This is a genomic window from Streptomyces sp. NPDC001507, assembly GCF_042894765.1.
In the GTDB taxonomy this organism is placed as follows: Bacteria; Actinomycetota; Actinomycetes; order Streptomycetales; family Streptomycetaceae; genus Streptomyces.
This window is the reverse complement of record NZ_JBIAVV010000001.1, coordinates 1,228,537-1,248,205: the sequence shown is the minus strand read 5'-3', so window position 1 is coordinate 1,248,205 and position 19,669 is coordinate 1,228,537. Positions and strand designations below refer to the sequence as shown.

The following is a 19,669-nucleotide window of genomic DNA, read 5'->3' as shown; positions in this document are numbered from 1 at the left end:
GCTTCATGCGGTGTGGTGCCTGTGACGTCGTTTTCCCGGCCAGGGTGTGTCAGGGGAAAATGGTGGGCACGAGGCCCCCGTCGACGCTCAGGGCCGCGCCGGTGGTCGCCGCCGACCGGTCCGACGCGACGTAGGTGACCAGGCTGGCCACTTCCTCCGGGCGGATCAGGCGCCGCAGCAAGGAGGTCGAAGCCCGCCCTTCGGCGACAAACCGACGCTCCTGCTCTGCGGCGTCCAGGCCCGGGTAGAGCTCGTCGAACATCGCCAGCACGCCGTCGCTCATGGTCGGGCCCGGCAGGACGCAGTTGACGGTCACGCCGGTGCCCGCGAGCTCTTGTGCCATACCGCGTGACACCGCCAGCTGGGCCGTCTTCGTCATGCCGTAATGAACCATGTCCGTCGGCGTCTGTACTCCTGCCTCGCTGCTGACGAAGACGACTCGTCCCCATTTCCGCCCTGCCATTCGCGGAGCGTAGTAGCGGGCGAGGCGAATTCCGGAGAGAACGTTGACACTGAAGAAGCGCAGCCATTCCTCGTCGGGGATCTCGAAGACGGGCTGTGTAGCAAAAATCCCGGAATTATTCACCAGAATGTCCGCTTCGGGAATCTGCCGGGTCAGCGCGTCGCATCCCTCCGGCGTTCCGACGTCCGCGGCCACGCCTCGCGCGCCGAGCCGTCGGGCGGTCTCGGCGACGCGCTCGGCGTTCCGGCCGTTGAGCACAACCGCGGCTCCGGCGGTGCCCAGCGCCACGGCGACCGCCGCTCCGATCCCGGCTGTGGACCCGGTGACCAAGGCGGTACGACCGCTCAAGTCAATGTTCATGCCACGGTAACCCTCACCGGTCGTGACCCTAGGACCTCAGTTTCGGCCAACTGATGCTCACACGCATCCGCGCACGAGCGAGCGTTCCGCGGACGGACCTGGCGGCCGAGGGAGATGTTTCGCCCTGCAGGCCTCCTCCGGTGGTCGACGGCCCGTCCTCCGGGTTCTGTATGGGCCAGGCGGCGGAGATACGGAGAACACCAGCAGGTCCTCGGGCCACATCGCGTGGGGTGCGCCGACGACATCCCAGCCACTGGGCCGAGTCGCGTCAACGCCGGCCCGCTCTCCTCGGAGGGGTCAACGGCCCGCATCCGTACCTCTTCGCGGCGCCTGCGCCGCTCGGCGGTCAGCCCGCCCCCGTCCGGATACCGCATGCCTTCGGTTTTGATCATGCCGTCCTGCTTGGCCTGGAAGGCCGCGTACGCCCGTGGCGCCTCCTCCAGCGGCAGGTGGTCGGTGGCCAACCCGGCCACGCCGAGGGGGGTCTCCGTCGCCGAGCAGGGGCCGAATTTCCGTACCCGGCGCCACACGTTCGCCTGGCCCATCCGGAACTGAAGTTGCCTGTCGAACAGGCGCAGCAGCGGCATGGGGTCCATGGCCCCGCCGTACACTCCGGAAATCGAGACGGTACGCCGCGCCGTACGAGATCGACCGCCGTGTAGAGCGCGCCGAGCCGGTCCACGGCTGCCTTCTGCATGACCGGCTGGGCCAGCGAGTGGGCAGCAGTCCGGTCGCCCACTGGGCGGCCTTGGCCACCGGGCTGCCGTGCGCCTCCATTCCGACCGCGTCGATCACCGCGTCGGTGCCGCGCCCGTCGGTCAGTTCGCGCACCGCGTCCCCGAGTTGGTCCGATCCGGCGACCTCCGACGGCCAGGTGGTGCGACGGCGGGTGCCCGCTCGTAGGCTGCCGCCATGACCGAGATCCAGAACCCGACGCCCCGTGACGCCTTCGAGCTGCTCATGGCCGGTAACCAGCGCTTCGTCTCAGGCGCCCCCGAACACCCGAACCAGGACGCCATACGCCGCACCGAGATCGCACCTTCCCAGCAGCCTTTCGCCGTGCTGTTCGGGTGTTCCGACTCCCGGCTGGCCGCCGAGATCATCTTCGACCGTGGCCTGGGCGATCTGTTCGTGGTGCGTACGGCGGGGCATGTCGCCGGTGCGGAAGTCCTCGGTTCGATCGAGTACGGCGTGCGCGTGCTCGAAGCCCCGCTCGTCGTCGTGCTCGGCCACGACTCGTGCGGGGCCATCGCAGCCGCCCGTGCCGCAGCCGACGGCGGCAGGGTGCCCGGCGGCTTCGTCCGTGATGTTGTCGAACGGGTGACGCCGAGCGTGCTGGCAGCCCGCGCCGCCGGACGCGACCAGGCCGACGGGATCCTGGCCGAGCACATCGAGAACACCGTGGACCTGCTGCTTGAACGCTCCCGCGTCCTGGCCGAGCAGGTGGCCGCCGGCCGCCTCGGTGTGGTGGGGCTGTCCTACCGGCTGGCCGACGGCAGTGCACAGCTCGTCGCTTCTCGCGGCCTTGATGCGGCGGTCCCTGCCGCCTCCTGACCATGTCGGCCGTGCGCCTCTCCTGACGTGATTCGCCCAGGTCGCAGGAGAGCCGTATACGTGGATGGGGAACCCACCGGGTCCACCGCTCGATCAGCTCCGAAGGGCGCCCGATGGCTCACGGAGCCGACCACGCCCCCGCCCGCGCCGACCCGCCGCGGGCTGCGAGGTTACCGGGGCATGGGAAACGGTTGTCACCCGCGACGGGCGGCACGAGCTGTGCCCGGCCTGCCAGCCCGGCAAAAGCTCGGCCGGATCCGCCAGGCACCCGCATCCGGGAGCGGTAAGGGCACGGCGTCGTGCCGGTCACACGGTGGTCCGGGGCCCCGCGGCGCGGCGCAGCCGGTTGGCGATCGCCAGTCCCAGCCCCTCCTCCGAGGGCAGGGACGCGACGATGAGGTCGCACTCTTGCTGGTCGAGTTCGCGAAGGAACCCGTACAGCCCCCGCGCATAAGCGGCCATCGAACCGGGGACCTGCACCACCGCGTGCGCCTTCACCTCAGCGTCGGCGAAGGCGGCAGGAAGAAAGACGCCGACCCGGTGCCCCAGTTCCCGCGCCAACTCCGCCTCGGCGACGACCTTCTCCGGCTCGACGAGGACGACCCGCGCCCGCGGGGCATAGTGCGACGGATGCTGGCCCGGCACCCGGATGGCGCTGCTGACCGGGACTGCGAGCGGGCGTCCCAGCGCCGCTTCGAGGTCCTCGCGCGTCACCCCGCCGGGCCGCAGAATGGCCGGGATCTCGCCGGTGGCGTCGACGATGGTCGACTCGACGCCGACCTCGCAGGAGCCGCCGTCCAACACGAAATCGACGGCGCCGCCGAGCTCGGCACGGACGTCGTCCGCGGTCGTGGGGCTCACCGAGCCGAAGCGGTTGGCGGACGGAGCCGTGACACCGCCACCGAAAGCAGACAGCAGCGCGAGAGCCACGGGGTGGTCGGGCACGCGCACAGCCACCGTCTCCAAGCCACCGGTTGCTTCGAGTGGCACCCGGGGACCGCGCCGCAGGACCAACGTGAGGGGCCCCGGCCAGAAGCGTCCGGCCAGCAGGCGGGCGGTCGCGGGTACCTCCTGGACCCAGTCGTCCAGGTGTTCCGCGCCACTGATGTGGACGATCAGAGGGTGCGAGGGTGGGCGCCCCTTGACCTGGAAGATGCGCGAGACGGCGGCGGGGTCCTCGGCGTTGGCACCAAGCCCGTAGACGGTCTCGGTCGGGAGGGCCACCAGACCGCCGGCGCGCAGCACACCGGCTGCCTTCTCGATGTCACTGGTTCTTGCCGTCATTCTCGCAATCCTAGGTGTGTCAAGGACCGGCGACGGTCTTGATCACTCTCGGCGGGGTGGCGACGTTCAACCTGGGCGCTTGCAGCACGACGCTGCAGTGGTCGCAAGGAGCCGACGATGACGGTGGTCACCATCTTGTGGATGGCGACGTTCTGCGGCGGGGCGCCGGCCCGACCGGCGAACAGCAGGTGCAGGGTCCCGACGAGAGTGGGGGCGGCTGTGTCGATGTCGGTGTCACCGGCCAGGCACCCCAACTCCCGCTCGGCAGTGAGACGGGCGATCATGGCGGTGCCTCGCACAGTGGTCGATGTGGCAGCGGCTTGTCGCGCATGCTCAGGGCCGCTTGGGACCCAGGGGGCTTTGCGGGCGCAGGTTGCCTTGGTCGTCGAGGTCTCTCAGCACCGCAGGCAGCCCCTTGGTGAGCATCTTGGTGCGGACGGTGCCAAGGATCTTGGCCATGAAGTAGCCTCCGGCCCCGGTGAAGCCGGTGTGATCGTAGGTGAAGCGCGTTCCGCTGCCGTGCGGTGTGAGTCGGTAGGCGACCTCAGTGACCTCGCCACCGCTTTCGTCCTGCCACGAGTAGCGCAGCAGCGAAGGCTCGCGTACCTCCAGCACCTCGCACAGTACGACGCCGCTCCAGCCCGGCTTGGGGTTCGCGATGAACTTGAACTTGGTGCCGACCGTGGTGGCGAAGCCCGCTGGCCGAGCGCCGGCGCCGGTGGCCGTCCACAGCGGAATCAGCTCCGGATCGGTGACTGCGCGCCAGACCTTCTCCGGTGGATGGGGGTAGTCGCGGACGATGTGGATGGCGCTCATTGAGGGCTCCTCTCGCATGCAGGCGTCAAGCCAGCACATATTTTCAGAGACTGTAAACTTACAGTAGCAGAAAATATTTGGGGACTGGACTATGCTTCGGTGATGACCATGCGCACCGTGGACTGGACGGCCCTGCGCCCGCAGGACGAGGTACCCGCCGTCGAGGGGCTACGGGAGCGTAAGAAACGGCTTCTTCGACGGCAGCTGTCCGACACAGCCACCGAGATGTTCATGGAGAGGGGCTTCGACGCGGTACGGGTAGCCGAGATCGCAGACGCCTGCGGGGTCTCGGAGAAGACGGTGTTCAACTACTTCCCGACCAAGGAATCCCTCGTCCTCGATCTGGGCGAGGTCACAGTGGCCTCGCTGAGAGCCGTCCTGGCCGATCCAGACCTGGCGCCGGTCGACGCGGCGTTGAAGATCCTCTCCAGCGAGCTGGCCAACATCACGTCATGGCTGAGCTCTCAGAACGACCCGGCCGAGGCGAAGGCCATGCTTCTGCGCTTCGGCATGCTGATGGGATCCACTCCGTCTCTGCGGGCCTATCAGCGCGACACCGCCGACAGGCAAGTCGCCGTAGCCGCCGAAGTCTTGGCCCAGCGGACCGGGATGAGCCCGGACGACCCCGAATCGCAGATCGCCGCAACCGCCCTGCTCGCTCTGTGGCCCATCCAGTTCCGGGCGCTGCGCAAGCACCTGAACCGCACCCAGACCTTCGAAGAACTGCACGACGCCGTGAGTGCCGACGTCCAACGCGCAGCCCGACTCATCGACATCGGACTCAACTCGCTGGAGACCCGGCTGGAGCAGTCAGAGATTCAGACGTCCGGCCCCGGGGCGCCGTAAGCCACAGCGCCGCGACCGCAGCTTCCCCTGGTCGACCCCACCCTGTCACCGACCTCTGCGGGTAGAACATCTAGGTCTTCGGGTTTCCGAGCCAGCCGCGTTCCTGGGCCAGCAGGGCGATCTGGAAGCGGGTCCGTGCGCCCAGCTGTCTGCCAAGATCGCTGATATGTGTCTGAACGGTCCTGCGGCTGAGCCGCAGGGCACGGGCGATGGCGTCGTCCTTCATCCCCGCGGACATCAGGCGCAGTATGTCCCGCGTCCGACTGTCGAGAGCGCCGTCCTGTCTCTCGGCGCTCGCGGCGGGCGAGACGGGCCGGCTTTCCAGCGAAAGGGGCACCGCACGCTCCCATACGCTCTCGAAGAGGGCGGTCAGCACGTCCAGCAGCGTCGAGGAGTGCACGACGAGTGAGCCCGCGGCCGGATCGTCTTTCCGTAACGGCATGATCGCCGCTACGGCGTCGAAGATGACCAGTTTCATGGGCAGTCCGGACAGAAGCCGCAACTCCCCTTCCGCGGCGCCCCGGAGAGCCGCCTCCAGGCACCCGTCGTCCCCGATTCCGTCGCTGTCGTACACGGACCGGAGCCGGACGCCGGGACGGACCGCGGCGCCCGCCGAGGTGGAAGCGTCGGTAGGGGCGATCCGCGAGGTCACATACGGCGGCTTCGCGAAATGCAGGACCTCCTGCCGACTGCTCCTCAGAAGGTGTGCATAGCGGGCGCCGACCTGTTCATCGCTCTCGACCACCTCGAAAAGGTCCGAGGCGATCTGCCGGCCCGGGGCCGTGCGATAGACCTCGTGGAGCTGTTCCGCGTACAGCTCTGCCCTGGCCAACTCCTGTCGTCTACGGGCGAGAAGGGCGCCCAGCGAGGAGCGGGGCGGGCTGGCACTCCAGCGCGTGGGCCGTTCCCCGACGCGTACGGCCAGGAGTTCGGCCTCCAGGGACCGCAGGGCGGTCCGGGCCGCCGGGGCCGGCACGCCGATCCCTGCCGCGACCGCCTCCTCGTCCGCGTCCGGATGGCCGACCAGGTACTCCAGCGCCTGCCGGGCGAGGCCGCCCAGGCCGGTGCCTGGCCACAACGCATCTGGGGAGGACACGTCCACCAGCGACTCCTCGGAAGATCGGAACGAGGTTCACGCCGATGCTACGCAAGTGCGCAACTGCGCGGGCCCGCAAGCGGTGGATCTTGTCAGGCGGAGCTGCCGAGATCAGGATGATCACAGGTCACCGGTGCGGTGATCTCCGTTCTGACCACATGTCCGGACCGACAACTCCCCTGGCTGCCGCAGAGTGCGCGCCCCGGTCCCCGGCCGCCCGCAGCCGACTGGAAATCATCACCGTGCAGAAATAGGCCCCACGCTTTTTGATTTCAGCGGCGGGGTTCCTTCGGCATGGAAATTAATTTCCGACCGGGTCGCAGTCCCCTTGCGCGGATTCGTCCAACGACATGTACATGTAACACGATGCTTATTGTCAATTGCCCTTCGGCGTACGCCAATTGATGGTGGCGAATGCGACTACCCGTATCCGCCGTCGACCGGGAACCGGAAACGAGTCGACCCTTGCAATGCAACCTGAGGAGTAACGTTTTGCGCGTCTCACCGAGAACCGGTAGGGCTTTACGCCGAAGAGCCGCCGCCTGCCTGACGGTCCTGAGCGCCGCCGCAATGACGGTCCTGGGCATGCAGATCCCGGCCCACGCGGCGCCCCCGTCCGTTGCCTCGGCGTCCTCGGCCAAGAAGAAGGTCGCCCTCGAACCCTCCTGTTCCACGCCCAAGAAGGGCGAGGCCTCCTGTTTCGCCCTGCGCCGCACCGACACCAAGGCCGTCAAGGGCCTGCTGGCCGCCTCCGTCAGCCCCAGCGGCTACGGCGCCGGAGACCTGCAGAGCGCCTACAGCCTTCCCGCCGACGGCGGTGCGGGCCAGACGATCGCCATCGTCGACGCCTACGACGACCCCAGCGCCGAGGCCGACCTGGCCGTCTACCGCGAGCAGTACGGGCTGCCCGCCTGCACCACGGCGAACGGCTGCTTCACCAAGGTCGACCAGCGCGGCGGCACCGACTACCCCGCGCCCGACTCCGGCTGGGCCGGCGAGATCTCACTCGACCTGGACATGGTCTCCGCGGCCGCGCCGAACGCGCACATCCTGCTCGTCGAGGCGGACCAGCCGAGCTTCGAGGACCTCGGGGCGGCCGTCGACCAGGCGGTCGCGCTCGGTGCCAAGTACGTCTCCAACTCCTACGGCACCAACTACAGCAGCACCCCGGGCAGCGGCGAGACCCCGGACGAGACGACGTACGACGCCCATTACAACCACCCCGGTGTCGCCGTGGTCGCCTCCTCGGGCGACAGCGACTACGGGGTGGCCTACCCTGCCGTCTCCCCCTACGTGACCTCCGTCGGCGGCACCTCACTGGTCCGGGACTCCGGCACCGCACGCGGCTGGTCCGAGTCGGTCTGGAACCGCGACGGCTACGGCCCGGGATCCGGCTGCTCCCTCTACGAGCCCAAGCCTGCCTTCCAGACGGACACCGGATGCGACAAGCGCACCGTCGCCGACGTCTCCGCCGTGGCCGACCCGGCCACCGGCGTCGCGGTCTACCAGACCTACGGCGGTGGCGGCTGGCAGGTGTACGGCGGCACCAGCGCCGCCTCACCGATCATCGCCGCCGTGTACGCGGCCGCCGGGACCCCCGTCGCGGGTACGTACCCCAACTCCTACCCGTACGCCTCCGGTACCGGTCTCAATGACGTGACCACAGGCGACAACGGCACCTGCACCCCCGCGTACCTGTGCACCGCCGGTGCCGGCTACGACGGCCCGACCGGCCTGGGCACCCCCGACGGGCTGGCCGCGTTCCGCAGCGGCCCGCACGGGAGGCTCTCCGGCACCGTCACCGACGACAGCACCGGCAAGCCGGTCGCCGGAGCCACCGTCACCACCCAGGGCGGCGGCACCGCACACACCGCTGCCGACGGGACCTACTCGCTCGTCCTGCCGGTCGGCAGCTACGACATCACGGTCGAAGCGTACGGCTACGCCACCGGCACAGCCTCCGGCGTGTCCGTCGGCGACGGCGACACCCTCACCAAGAACTTCGCCCTGACCCCGGTCCCCAGCCGGACGGTCTCCGGCAAGGTCACCGACGGCTCCGGCCACGGCTGGCCGCTCTACGCCAAGATCACCGCGGACGGCGTCCCCGGCGGCCCGGTGTGGACCGACCCGCTCACCGGCGCCTTCGACCTGAAGCTGCCCCAGGGCCACGACTACACCCTGCATGTGACCAGCGCCTATCCCGGCTACACGTCGCCCACCAAGAAGATCACCGTCGCGGACTCCGACCAGAGCCTGAACGTCGCGGTCCCGGCCGACCCGTGGGGGGCCACCGCGCCCACCGGTTACTCGGTGCACGACGAAGGCACCACCGAGACGTTCGACGCGACCGACTCCGCCCCGAAGGGCTGGAGCGTGGTCAACGCCGACGGAACGACCGGCGGCTGGGCCTTCGACGACCCGGGCTCACGCGGCAACACCACCGGCGGCGCCGGCGGGTTCGCCGTCGTCGACAGCGACCACTACGGCAACGGCGCGCACCAGGACACGCAACTGCTCAGCCCGGTATACGACTTCACAGACAACTCCGCACCCGAGATCGCCTTCGCCAACGACTACCTGGCCATCGGGGGCCAGAGCGCGGGCGTCGACGTGACCACCGACGGTGGTGCCACCTGGACCAGTCTCTGGTCCGCCACGCAGACCACCTTCGGCGCGCAGAAGGTCGAGCTCCCGCTGACCGACTACGCCGGCAAGGCATCGGTCCAGCTGCGCTTCCACTTCACCGGCTCGTTCGGCTGGTGGTGGAAGGTCGACAACGTTTTCGTCGGCGAGCGCCACGTCACGCCCCTGCCCGGCGGTCTGCTCACCGGCACCGTGACGGACGCCAACACCGCCACGGGCCTGGTCGGCGCCACCGTGACGAACAAGGACGACGACAAGCAGAGCACCGTCACCCTCGCCACTCCCGACGACCCCGCTCTGGGCGACGGCGTCTACGCCCTGTTCTCCTCCCTCGGCAGCCACGGCTTCACCGCGGCGAAGCCGCACTACACCGGCCTCGACAAGACGGTGAAGGTGGCGGCCGACAGTGCGGTCGGCGCGGACTTCGCGCTCGGTGCCGGGCAGCTGACGCTCGACAAGACCTCGCTCACCGCGTCGGTCGGCTGGGGCGAGCGGACCACCCAGACCCTGACCGTCAAGAACACCGGCACGGCGGCCGCCACCGTCAAACTGGGGGAACAGCCCGGCGGGTTCAGCATCGAGTCCGCGGGCGGCGCCCCGCTGAAACTGGTCAAGGGCACCTACTCCCCGCTGTCGAGCAAGGTCGCCGCGACCGCCGCGGGCACTACCGCCAAGGTGGCTCCGGGAGCCGCCGGTGACGCCTGGCAGGCGGCCCCCGACCTGCCGGTCAAGCTGATGGACAACGCTGTCGCCACCAACGACGGGAAGATCTACTCCGCCTTCGGTTTCAACGGCAGCGCCGACACCAAGGACATGTACGTCCTCGATCCGGTCGCCGGTACCTGGACCAAGCTGGCCGGCGCGGCGGACACCCGGGAGGATCCCGCCCACGGCTTCATCGACGGCAAGTTCTACGCCGTCGGCGGCTGGGGAGCCGGCGGCGACCCCGACTCCAAGCTGGAGATCTACGACCCGGGAAGCGACACCTGGACCACCGGCGCCGCCTCGCCCAAGCCCTACGCCGGCTCCGGCAACGCCGTGCTCGACGGCAAGCTCTACGTGGTCGGCGGCTGCGGGGCACAATCCTGCGGCAGCACGGACGTCACCGTCTACGACCCGGCCGCCGACACCTGGTCCACGGTGGCCGACTACCCGGAGTCGATCTCCTGGAGTTCCTGCGCCGGCATCAGCGGCAAGCTCTACTGCGCCGGCGGTCTGAACGGCAACAGCGAGGACAAGCACTCCTACGTCTACGACCCCGCCACCAACGCGTGGTCACAGGTCGCCGACCTGCCGGTCACCCTCTGGGGCGCCGCCTACACCTCCGCCAACGGCCTGCTCGTCACCGCCAGTGGCGTCACCCAGAACAGCATCACCAACCAGGCCTTCGCCTTCGACCCGAAGGCCGGCACGTGGACCGCCCTGCCCAACGCCGACACCGCCACCTACCGCGGCGGAGGTGCGCTCGGCTTCTTCAAGGTCGGTGGCGGCGTCGCGCTCGCGACCCCCGCAACGACGGTGGAGGTGCTGCCGGGCTACGACCAGGGAGAAACGGCCGACGTCAGCTGGCTGAGCGAGAGCGAGCAGCAGTTCACCCTCCAGCCCGGCAAGAGCTCGAAGGTGACGGTCACCCTGGACGCCTCCGTGGCCGAGGTGACCCAGCCGGGAGACTTCACCGCCCGGTTGTCCGTCAGCTCAGACACCCCGTACTCCCTGCCCGCTCTCCCTGTGGAGATGGATGTCGCGCCGCCCAAGACCTGGGGCAAGATCACCGGCACCGTGCTGGGGGTCACCGCGGACGGCGGCACCGCGCCCATCGCCGGGGCCACCGTCCAGATCGACACCTGGGCCACGAGCTACACGCTGACGACGGACACCCAGGGCGGGTACGCCCTGTGGCTCGACGTCCGCAACAACCCGCTCACCGTCATCGTCGCCAAGGACGGCTTCCAGCCGACCGTCGCGACGGTGAAGATCAAGAAGAAGTCCGCCGTCACCAAGGACTTCACCCTCAAGAGAAAGTAGAGAACGGCCGATGGCCGGGGTGAGGCGCTCCTGAACGGGGCCGGCTCACCCCGGCTTTCGGCACAACCCGCCCGCCGGAACCAACGCTCTCCTCCAGGACCACCGCCTACTTGCGCACCGCCGGAAGTCCCGAAACACCAATGGTCGGCGCAGGCTGCGCCGCCGTCAGGAGGTTCCGTCTCCTGATCTTCGCAGGGAATTCCGGCCCGTCGGCAGTCGCGGAAGATCTTCCAGCCCTTCATGCGGGCAAAGGCATGCTCGACACGGGCGCCAACCTTGCGGTGGGAGGCGTTGTGTTCCTCTTTCCTCGCCGGCAGTTCGGTCTGACCGCGCTCGCGGCGATGCGGAATCACCAGTCCGGTGCCCCGGTAGCCGCCGTCTGCGATCACCGTGGTCTTGCCGACGGCGTCCTTGGCTCCGGACAGCTGCCACGCCTTGCAGTCGTTGCGGTTGCCGGGCAGCGGTCGACGGACCACGACGACGAGTCGACTGTCGGCGTCGATCACGACCTGGTGGTTGGTGGCGTACCGACAGTTCCTGGACATGCCGAACAGCAGGGCCAGCTGGCGCATTGTCAGGATCGTGCGCCAGTAGGCCGCGACCAGCAGCACTCGGTCCTCGAGGGACAGGCTCCAGGGCCGTCCTCTGCCAACCGCGCCGACCCCCTCACTCCGTAGCGAGGTCACCAACTTCCCGAAGCAGCGCTGGCTCAGCCCCGAGAACGGGGCTGTCCAAGACGGCTCCGACGCCGTGATCACACCAGTCACACCGTGATCATCCAACCCGTGGATGACAGCCTTTAGCGTCGGCTGCGCAGGAGGGATCCGAGCGCCAGGCCGGCGCCCAGGCCGATCAGGGCGCCGACTGACGTTTGCCATGCCGGCGCTGCTCCGGCGACGGGCACGTCAGGTGGACGGGGTGCGACGGCCGACGGCGTTGGTGGTCCGGCAGCGATGGCGCGAGCGTGCTCCTCGTCCACGATGGCCAGGAATCGACGACCGATACGGCTTCCGGACGAGCTGGCGGTCCATGAGATCTGGGCCCTGCTCCAGTAGTGCCGCCCAGCCTCTCCGGTGAACATCCCGGCCAGCATGTCCCGCAGGAGAGGCTCGCGAATGGTCCCTATTTCGAAGCCCATCCACGCGTAGTTCATCATCAGATCGGCATAGACATGCCGCTTGCGGTCATGGGGATCGGCGATGTCCGTGGCGCCCCAAACAGGCTGGTAGAGCGCCATGTCATCAAGTTCCAGGCGGACCAGCTCAAGGTAGTAACTGCGGATTCCCTGGACCTGCTCCGCCCTGGCCTGGCGGTTCTGAACAACCAGCGAAGCAGCGACGCCGGCCAACGCGAGCGCCGAGACGATCGCCGACGTGAAGCCGTACGCCGCGCCGACCTGACTCAACCTGTTCCAGTCCACGCCCTTGGAGCCGGAGATGTCCTCCAGCACGAACGGCGACAACAGCAGCGCCGCCAGCACGGCCGCCGCAGCGGCGACCAGCCCCAGAGCTCTGCCCACCCGGCGAGCCACTGCTACTGCAGCTACAGACCGATGACGAGCTATCAGGTAAATCACCCCCAGGCGAGCCTGTCCCAGTGACTAGGCCGAGCCAGGGGGCAGCCTACGTGCAGCCCGTCTGCTCGGCATCGTCCGCCTGCACAAGGTCACCGTCGCCCGCCGGAAGAACTCCGCCACACCGACCGAAGATCGTTTACGGGACAGCCCGTAGCTCAGGAACAGGCACTCAGCTTGTCCCTTGTGGTCTGAGCCACGGGAGACGCCCGCCGGGCCGACGCGCTGAGCGTCATCGTGCCTCGGCCGGAGATGAAACGCAGACATCGACGTCACCACTTGACGCCAGGGCTCGACGAAGCGGAAGCGCCGTGAGCAGAACGAAGATGGCGAAGAGTGTGATCGGCAACAGCCCTGTCGGACGCAGAAACGCGGTGGGATGCGTCATGATCGCGCTCCACGCAACGCTCCAGTTGCCGAGCACATCCGCAAGCATGACCATGGCAGCGAACAACGGCCCAGCAGGGCGGGCACGGATGATCGCCAGCGCGACAAGCGGATCCAGCAGCAAGAGCACATGGAAGAGCAGTTGGACGAGTACCGGCGCGTAGTCGTAGGCATTCAGCCCGCCCGTCGCCAGCAGGTACCCGTGCGCTGCCGTCCCTTCCAGGAATCCGACCACGTACACCGCGACCGTGCACCGGATCCACACCGGGCGATCCCCCCATCGCATGGTGATCACCCTAGCTCACACGGGGCGGACGGTCGGGTGACCTTGCCGATCGACCTGACACTGGTGGCCGAGCACCGGCGCGGACACGGCGCGATGTACGAGGCAGTGAACCGCGGGAACGTGGATGTGCCCCGGCTGCGGCAGGTGCTGGCTGGTCTGCCCATGCCGCAGGCCGCAGACGGCCGCCTGGTCCTGGCGGTGGACGTCAGCAACTGGCTCCGCCCCGACGCGCCGGCCAGCGCGGAGCGTCTGTTCCGCCACGTCTACGACCGCAGCGCTCGGTCATCAGACCAGTTCCTCCCTGGCCGGCCGTACTCGCTCGTCGCCGCCCTCGAATCGGGACGACGTCCTGATGCCAGCTCCTTGACGCCGCTCGTCTCGGGCCCGAGGACGACGCCGCCGTTTAGCTCCGCCAGGTGGTCACGGACCTGATCGAGATGGGCCGCCGGCACTTCGTACGCGACGTCGCACTGCACCCCGCACGCGTCCTGCCTGGATCGGGAGGGGGGTCGCACTCACGCGGTGGCGACGGCCGTTGCGACGTGGACCGCGGTCAGGAGCGAGGCACCCGCGATCATCGTCCATTTCCGAGTGGCGACTCCGATGACGGCGTCGCCCACCTGGGCCGTGGCGGCCGCGCAGAGGATGAGCGAGCCGGCGGGACCCGACCACGCGAGCGGTGCGACGAGGGCCGCGACCCCCAGTGGCACTCCCCTGGTCGCGTACATCCAGCCGTAGAAGCGCTCGCCGGCGGTCGGCGTACCGCTCTCACTCAGCACCGCCGGGCGCACACCTCCCACCAGGGCGAAAACGATGCCGGCGACCGCACCGACAGTGTTGGCCGCCAGGAGAACGCTCACGAGGCGTACTCGGTCGACGGTTCGGTGCCGTACTTCGTCCAGACCTCCGCGACGGCACCGCGTGACAACGGCTGCCCGGACTCGACCATCGCCTTGAGGTCACGGAAGTACTGCACGTACAGATCCGGGGTGAAGGTGTTGAGCATGACCGCGGTCTCGTCGGTGACGTTGGCGAACGTGTGCGGTGCGCCCGGCGGGACCATGACCCACGTACCGGCTCCGGCGTCGTAGTCGTCCTGCCCGACGGTGAACCGCACGCTGCCCGAGAGTATGTAGAAGCCCTCGTCGTGCTGTGCATGGCGGTGCTGCGGAGGACCGGCGGTGTGCGGCGGGATGGTGATCTCACCCATCCCCAGGCGGTGGTCGGTGTTGCTGCCGTCCTCGAGGATCCTGATCGTCGACGGGCCGTTCACGATGAGCTCGCCCTCGCCGGGACCGGTGATGGACACCTTGGCCATGGAGTCTCCCTGACTGGTGGGGTGGTCAACGCCAGGACCATATGATCGATCCGGATCCCAATGCAAGTGGACTCTCAAAAAAAGAGTCCACTCTCATTCGGCGGCCTCGCCCGATATGCTGTCGTCCGGTACGGAAGGGTGATCATGGCCGAGCGGAGTCGCCCGAGCGGGCTCAGTAAGACGATGGAACGCACCAGGTCGGCGATCGTCACGGCGGCCCGCGACCTCGCCGACACCGGGGCGGAGATCACGATGCCGGCAGTCGCGGCCGAGGCCGGGGTCTCCGAAGCGACCGCCTATCGCTACTTCCCCGACCTCCTCTCACTCCTGCGCGCCGCCGTGATGACGGAGGACCTGGTCGCGGTCCTGCGATCGGCGACGCGCAGCGACGACCCGGTCGAACGGATCGGTCAGGCCGCAGAGATCCTCGGCCGGGCGGTGCTGCGCAGGCAGGGTGCCGTCCGCGTGGTCGTCGCCTCGGCCATCGCGAAACCCGCGACGTCCAAGGACCGTCCCGTCCGCCGCTTCGCCCTCATCGAGCACGCCCTTGCCCCCTGGACCGACAGGTGCGGCTCCACGCAGCGCGCGGACGTGGAACAACTGGTCCGCGGTCTCGCCCTCGTGATCAGCGCCGAGTCACTGTTCGCCCTCATCGATCTCTGCGGCCTGACCCCCGACGACGCGATCGCCAGCCTCGCGACCACCGCACGGCAGATGACCGCAGCGGCAATCGCAGCCAACCCCGCCGGACCCGCCACCGACTGACAGGTGGTCTCATTGGGATCGCCCTGCGGGCGGCCTCGCCCGAGTCGCCGGCCCTGGCGAACGAGACCTCGGATCCATAGCCGTCAGCATCACCGTGCGGCAGGTGCGCACCCGCCCGCCAGTTCGTGAGCCGGAGCCGGCCCGCCATACCGGACACATCGCTGTCCGGGAGCGCCAGACCGGGTCCCAGGACCAGCGGGTGAGACTGTCGGCGACCAGGCGCCGCTCACTCACAGCCGCTACGGCTGAGTGGGCCCGGCTGACGGGACGCGTCGTCGACGCAGGAGCAACCCTGCGGGCCGCCGCAGGGCGAAGGCCAGGCCGAGGCCGGGCGGGATCTGCAGGAACTGCTGGATCACCGGGGGTCCGGGCTTGTCCCCTCGCCTGAGCGGGGCATGGTCCTGCGGATCGACGGTCACCGCGTAAGTTCCGCCTACCACCCACTTCCAGCCCATGAGCCCGTTCTCCTCGATCGGAGCCAGCGGTGGGCCGTCGAGGACGGTGACCGTACAGAGGGGGCGCTGTCACCCATGCCGTCGCCGGCGGACCACTGAATCTGTCGGACCCTGACGTGTTCGGTACGCCCGTGCTGGTGCAGTACCTGCTGATCCAGCTCACCGCGGCCTGACTGCTTCAGGAGCGGATTCACTCATAGACGGTGGCGGCTTGAAGGGCCCTGGCCAGGAAGGTCCAATCCCCCTCTTCCGGAATCTCCTTCCCGAGGTTTCGGTACCAGGCCGGCGAGGCATCCATCCACGCCGCGAGAGCTTCAAGGAACTGATCGAGGCTCTGGTTCTCCCATTCGTGCCCCCGACGGAGGTAGTCCTGGTGCAGTTCTCGGACGAAGGCGACGAACTCGTCGCGGCTACTGACCTCGCTGTCGGGAGTGAGTGACATGGAGTGAAGGTACCTCGCTCCCTGCGAGCGCCCACCTTGACGATCAATAGGAGCATCAGTGGGCGGATTCGTCGCCTACGTCGAGCACCGCTGACGCGCAACACCGAGCCGGCATGCATCGAGTACGAACCGGACCGCGACGCGGCGTCCGAGCGGGCCCTGCGGACGATGTGAGGTCGACGTGCTGAAATCCCGGCTGTGAGGCTGTGCGGGCTAGGCTGCTACGAGTGCGTTCTGACGCAAGGACGGCTCCGGCACCGTGATCACACCCGCCACGCCGGGATCCTCGCACCGTAGCGTGCCCCGCCGGCAGGCCTTCTCGCCTCAACGGAACTCGTGGACCACCTGGATCTCGCCGACGATGTGGGCGTTGAAGTCGTCCAGCTCCTCGGCCGGAACCCAGAGCTCGAGGATCGTCTGCCCACCGGCCTGCTGGATGGGATACCGGCTCAAGAACTCCGATTCGACCTCGAAACGAGTGACGAAGCCGGCGCCATCGTGCTTCACGTTCCAGTCCCGCGCGATCCTGACCGCGTAGTCCTCGTTGAGGACCGGGTAGAAGATCGGCTGCTCGGGCAGCCGGGGCGGCCAGGCACGCCAGTTCAGCTCCCGAACCAGATCCAGCTCCTTGGGGCCGGTGGGGCGCCACAGGGTCGTCGTTGCTTGCTGGCTGGTCACTCTGCATCGCTCTCTGAACGTGGGCCGCTGGTGCGGCAGGTAGGGACAGCGGACGATACCGGCACCGCGAACTCATCAGCCACGCAGTTTCCACACCGTGACCAGCAGTTACGGGACGGCCCTTATCCAGACGCTTACGACCTGGACGTCGCGGATTGCGGGGTCTTCGAAGTCGAGCGGTGCGGTGGTGCTGAGGGACTGACCTACTGTCACTCCGCGTGCGCGCGCGTTTCTCAACCTGCATGCAGGCGATGACTTCAAGAAGGTAGTCACTGCACTCGCCGACGCCGTGATCGCGCGCGCCCGCCGAGCAGAGAACACGAAGATGCAGAATCCGTTCAGGGATGACGGCCCGCTCGACCTCGCCATGGGACTGCTCGGGCTGCTGCTCTCGACCGCTCTGTTGTGGAAGGGCATACAGACGGCCCAGGACGGGAGCTCGTGGTGGTGGCCGCTGACGGCAGGCGTGATGGTCGTCCTCAGCCTGCATGGCCTCTACCGGCGCCGCCGGGCGAAACGCCAGAGCAGTCCGTAGGCACGGCGCCTCAAACTGGGTCTGGTGTGTCTCGGTGGCATGTCGACCGTTCGTCACGGTGTGTGCATGGCGGTACTGGCCCCGAACGCAGGACACCCGTGGTCCTGGTGAGGCCTCTCACGGGACGCACGACTTCTACCAGGCGCGCGCCTGCACGACGCAGCGACTGATCGAGGAGAAGGGCTTCTGCGCGGTCGCGGCCGAGGCCGACTGGCCCGACGCCTACCGGGTCAACCGCTACGTCCGGGACCGCAGCGACGACGTCACGGCCGAGGAGTCACTGCGCGGCTTTCGGCGGTTCCCCACCTGGATGTGGCGGAACACCGCCGTGCTGGACTTCGTGGGATGGCTGCGGGAACACAACGACCGGGTCTCCGGCGGTGAGCGCGCGAGAGCGGGCTTCTACGGTCTCGACCTGTACAGCCTGTACCGCTCGATCGAGGAAGTCATCAGCTACCTGGACCGCGTCGATCCCGAGGCGGCGAAGCGGGCTCGCGAGCGCTACGGACTCCACTGCCGCAGGCAGTCCGACCGGCAGCTGGACGACCCTCAGAGCTCCGCTGGGGTGGAGGTCGTAGCTCAACCCAACTGCTCCGGTGCCGTCTCGCGACAGGCCGGATTCCTGACCCATGCGCCGTACATTGCCGGCCTTCCGCGAACCGCCCGCTCGTCCGTGGTGTCTCAGCCCGCTGGGTCGATTCGGACCGCGCGATTTGGTCACGGTGCACCGATGCCGATCGCATGCCCGGCGCGCAGCATGGCATTCGTCGACCGCCGAGTGCTCACGCCGATGTCGGCCCCGGTGAGTTCATCACGCCCGCAGCCGCGGACGGGTCGACCTGACCATCAAAGGCAGCTACTGGGTCGGGGCCGCCGTCGGGAGCCTGGGCGCTTCGTCCTGCTGAACACCGCATGGTTCCCCGCGGCTGGCGGGTGGCCTTCGGCAACGGCGGCTTGCTCGGACTGGGGGTCATGCTGGTCCGCCGAAACGTTCCGGATAGCGCTCGTTGGCTGTTCATCCATGGGTGGGAGAAGGAAGCCGAGAAGATCGTGGACCGCATCGAGTCGGAAATGCCAGCCCAGGAAGGCATCGAACTGCCGCCGACCAGCAGGTACCTCGCCGGACGGCAGCAGGCGTCGATCCCGTTCCGGGAGATCGCTCGGGTGGCGGCACAGCGCTATCCGCGCCGGACGCTGCTGGGCCTGGCCCTCTCCCTCGGGCAGGCGTTCCTGTACAACGCCGTGAGCTTCGACCTGGGCACGATAGTCAGCGGCTACTTCGCGGTGGCCCCTGGCGCGATGCCGCGCTGCATATTTCTCTTCGCGATCGGCAACTTCTCGGTCCGCTGCTGCTCTGGCGACTGCTCCGGTGCCTGTACCCCGCCGGCCCGAGCCGGCCGCTGACGGGAGGATGTGGAAGATGTCCGACGGTACGGCCACCCGGCCCGCGGCGTTCGTCTTCGACCTGGACGGGACACTCGTCGACAGCGTCTACCAGCACGTCATCGCCTGGCAGCAGGCGTTGAGCGAGATGGGCGTCGGCCTGGCGATCTGGCGGATCCACCGGAGGATCGGGATGAGCGGTGGCCTGCTCGTGCAGGCCATGATGCGTGAGACCGGCGTACGGCTGACGCCGAAGGAGGCCGATGAACTGCAGAGCGCCCACCACCGCCACTTCGAAGGCTGGATGGACGCCATCCGGCCGCTGCCAGGAGCCGCCGAGCTTCTCCGGACGCTGACGGACCGCGGCGTGCCCTGGACGATCGCCACCAGCGCCCGCAGGAACGACGCCACACCCATGTTCGCGAAACTCTCCGTGCCGCCTGAGGTGCCGACGGTCACCCGCGAGGAAGTCAGCCGCGCCAAACCCGACCCCGATCTGTTCCTGGCGGGTGCGGCGCGGCTCGGAATCCCCGCCCGCGACTGTGTCGTCGTCGGAGACAGTGTGTGGGATCTGCTGGCTGCACGGCGGGCGGAGGCACTCGGAGTGGGGCTGCTGTCCGGAGGATACGGGCAGGACGAACTGGAGCGGGCCCAGGCGTTCCGGGCGTACGCCGACCCCCTCGACCTGCTGGGGCACATCGACGAACTCGGCGTCCGGGACGCGCACGGCGCCTGAGCGCGACGTACCCGTCCCCGGGCG

General features: G+C 68.6%; 17 protein-coding genes and 5 pseudogenes. 9 read left to right on the top strand and 13 right to left on the bottom strand.

The features are described from left to right. Positions 1 to 49 precede the first annotated feature (49 nt). Together ACFY0K_RS05560 and ACFY0K_RS05555 are read right to left on the bottom strand one after the other, a co-directional pair. Entirely contained in the window at positions 50 to 823 is a 774-nt protein-coding gene (locus tag ACFY0K_RS05560) for an SDR family NAD(P)-dependent oxidoreductase (protein ID WP_390638717.1), read from the bottom strand. Positions 824 to 1,203: 380 nt separating this feature from the next. Continuing rightward, positions 1,204 to 1,666 (bottom strand): annotated as a pseudogene (locus tag ACFY0K_RS05555) (glutathione-dependent formaldehyde dehydrogenase); the annotation flags it as partial. A gap of 69 nt (positions 1,667 to 1,735) precedes the next feature. On the opposite strand from ACFY0K_RS05555, the gene ACFY0K_RS05550 reads away from it, so the two are divergent. Next, positions 1,736 to 2,377 (top strand): carbonic anhydrase, encoded by a 642-nt coding sequence (locus tag ACFY0K_RS05550; RefSeq protein WP_390638716.1) that lies wholly within the window; start codon positions 1,736 to 1,738, stop codon positions 2,375 to 2,377. A 306-nt stretch (positions 2,378 to 2,683) separates the two neighbouring features. On the opposite strand, the gene ACFY0K_RS05545 is transcribed toward ACFY0K_RS05550, so the two are convergent. From ACFY0K_RS05545 to ACFY0K_RS05535, 3 genes and pseudogenes are all read right to left on the bottom strand, one after another. Next, positions 2,684 to 3,661: an L-threonylcarbamoyladenylate synthase gene (locus ACFY0K_RS05545; protein WP_390638715.1), complete on the bottom strand. Its 978-nt coding sequence runs from the start codon at positions 3,659 to 3,661 to the stop codon at positions 2,684 to 2,686. Positions 3,662 to 3,753: 92 nt separating this feature from the next. After that, positions 3,754 to 3,960 (bottom strand): annotated as a pseudogene (locus ACFY0K_RS05540) (TetR/AcrR family transcriptional regulator); the annotation flags it as partial. Between the two features lie 34 nt (positions 3,961 to 3,994). After that, a complete protein-coding gene (locus ACFY0K_RS05535) occupies positions 3,995 to 4,477 on the bottom strand; it encodes an SRPBCC domain-containing protein (RefSeq protein WP_390638714.1) in 483 nt (160 codons plus the stop codon). Positions 4,478 to 4,579: 102 nt separating this feature from the next. Between ACFY0K_RS05535 and ACFY0K_RS05530 the strand changes: the two genes are divergently transcribed. Beyond that, a complete protein-coding gene (locus ACFY0K_RS05530) occupies positions 4,580 to 5,323 on the top strand; it encodes a TetR family transcriptional regulator (protein ID WP_390638713.1) in 744 nt (247 codons plus the stop codon). 70 nt (positions 5,324 to 5,393) lie between these two features. On the opposite strand, the gene ACFY0K_RS05525 is transcribed toward ACFY0K_RS05530, so the two are convergent. Then, on the bottom strand, positions 5,394 to 6,419 hold the full coding sequence (locus tag ACFY0K_RS05525; protein ID WP_390638712.1) for a LuxR C-terminal-related transcriptional regulator: 1,026 nt from the start codon (positions 6,417 to 6,419) through the stop codon (positions 5,394 to 5,396). A gap of 585 nt (positions 6,420 to 7,004) precedes the next feature. On the opposite strand from ACFY0K_RS05525, the gene ACFY0K_RS05520 reads away from it, so the two are divergent. Beyond that, entirely contained in the window at positions 7,005 to 11,087 is a 4,083-nt protein-coding gene (locus ACFY0K_RS05520) for a carboxypeptidase regulatory-like domain-containing protein (RefSeq protein WP_390638711.1), read from the top strand. A 200-nt stretch (positions 11,088 to 11,287) separates the two neighbouring features. On the opposite strand, the pseudogene ACFY0K_RS05515 reads toward ACFY0K_RS05520, so the two are convergent. From ACFY0K_RS05515 to ACFY0K_RS05505, 3 genes and pseudogenes are all read right to left on the bottom strand, one after another. Beyond that, positions 11,288 to 11,854 (bottom strand): annotated as a pseudogene (locus ACFY0K_RS05515) (transposase family protein); the annotation flags it as partial. A gap of 32 nt (positions 11,855 to 11,886) precedes the next feature. Continuing rightward, the gene (locus ACFY0K_RS05510) at positions 11,887 to 12,606 is read right to left on the bottom strand and encodes a DUF6082 family protein (RefSeq protein ID WP_390638710.1); all 720 of its coding nucleotides are present in this window, start codon (positions 12,604 to 12,606) and stop codon (positions 11,887 to 11,889) included. Between the two features lie 286 nt (positions 12,607 to 12,892). Then, positions 12,893 to 13,342: a hypothetical protein gene (locus ACFY0K_RS05505; RefSeq protein WP_390638863.1), complete on the bottom strand. Its 450-nt coding sequence runs from the start codon at positions 13,340 to 13,342 to the stop codon at positions 12,893 to 12,895. Positions 13,343 to 13,360: 18 nt separating this feature from the next. Here ACFY0K_RS05505 and ACFY0K_RS05500 point away from each other — a divergent pair. Beyond that, positions 13,361 to 13,737: pseudogene (locus ACFY0K_RS05500) on the top strand (transposase); the annotation flags it as partial. A gap of 111 nt (positions 13,738 to 13,848) precedes the next feature. Here the strand turns inward: ACFY0K_RS05500 and ACFY0K_RS05495 are convergent. Both ACFY0K_RS05495 and ACFY0K_RS05490 read right to left on the bottom strand, forming a co-directional pair. Continuing rightward, positions 13,849 to 14,193 carry a hypothetical protein gene (locus tag ACFY0K_RS05495; RefSeq protein ID WP_390638709.1) on the bottom strand — a complete coding sequence of 115 codons (345 nt, stop codon included), beginning with the start codon at positions 14,191 to 14,193 and terminating at the stop codon, positions 13,849 to 13,851. Further along, positions 14,190 to 14,651 (bottom strand): cupin domain-containing protein, encoded by a 462-nt coding sequence (locus tag ACFY0K_RS05490; protein WP_390638708.1) that lies wholly within the window; start codon positions 14,649 to 14,651, stop codon positions 14,190 to 14,192. The genes ACFY0K_RS05495 and ACFY0K_RS05490 overlap by 4 nt, the downstream gene beginning before the upstream one ends. A 183-nt stretch (positions 14,652 to 14,834) precedes the next feature. On the opposite strand from ACFY0K_RS05490, the gene ACFY0K_RS05485 reads away from it, so the two are divergent. Then, positions 14,835 to 15,416, top strand: a complete 582-nt coding sequence (locus tag ACFY0K_RS05485; protein ID WP_390638707.1) for a TetR/AcrR family transcriptional regulator — start codon at positions 14,835 to 14,837, stop codon at positions 15,414 to 15,416. 645 nt (positions 15,417 to 16,061) lie between these two features. On the opposite strand, the gene ACFY0K_RS05480 is transcribed toward ACFY0K_RS05485, so the two are convergent. Beyond that, entirely contained in the window at positions 16,062 to 16,313 is a 252-nt protein-coding gene (locus tag ACFY0K_RS05480) for a hypothetical protein (protein ID WP_390638706.1), read from the bottom strand. Positions 16,314 to 16,637: 324 nt separating this feature from the next. Next, entirely contained in the window at positions 16,638 to 16,991 is a 354-nt protein-coding gene (locus ACFY0K_RS05475) for a hypothetical protein (RefSeq protein WP_134404607.1), read from the bottom strand. 325 nt (positions 16,992 to 17,316) lie between these two features. Between ACFY0K_RS05475 and ACFY0K_RS05470 the strand changes: the two genes are divergently transcribed. The 4 genes and pseudogenes from ACFY0K_RS05470 to ACFY0K_RS05455 all read left to right on the top strand — a co-directional run bounded on the left by ACFY0K_RS05470 (position 17,317) and on the right by ACFY0K_RS05455 (position 19,645). Continuing rightward, entirely contained in the window at positions 17,317 to 17,526 is a 210-nt protein-coding gene (locus tag ACFY0K_RS05470) for a hypothetical protein (RefSeq protein ID WP_390638705.1), read from the top strand. Continuing rightward, positions 17,480 to 17,977: pseudogene (locus ACFY0K_RS05465) on the top strand (erythromycin esterase family protein); the annotation flags it as partial. The gene ACFY0K_RS05470 and the pseudogene ACFY0K_RS05465, both read left to right, overlap by 47 nt. A 461-nt stretch (positions 17,978 to 18,438) precedes the next feature. Next, positions 18,439 to 18,930: an MFS transporter gene (locus ACFY0K_RS05460; RefSeq protein ID WP_390638704.1), complete on the top strand. Its 492-nt coding sequence runs from the start codon at positions 18,439 to 18,441 to the stop codon at positions 18,928 to 18,930. Positions 18,931 to 18,946: 16 nt separating this feature from the next. After that, on the top strand, positions 18,947 to 19,645 hold the full coding sequence (locus tag ACFY0K_RS05455; protein ID WP_390638703.1) for an HAD family hydrolase: 699 nt from the start codon (positions 18,947 to 18,949) through the stop codon (positions 19,643 to 19,645). Positions 19,646 to 19,669: the final 24 nt, after the last annotated feature.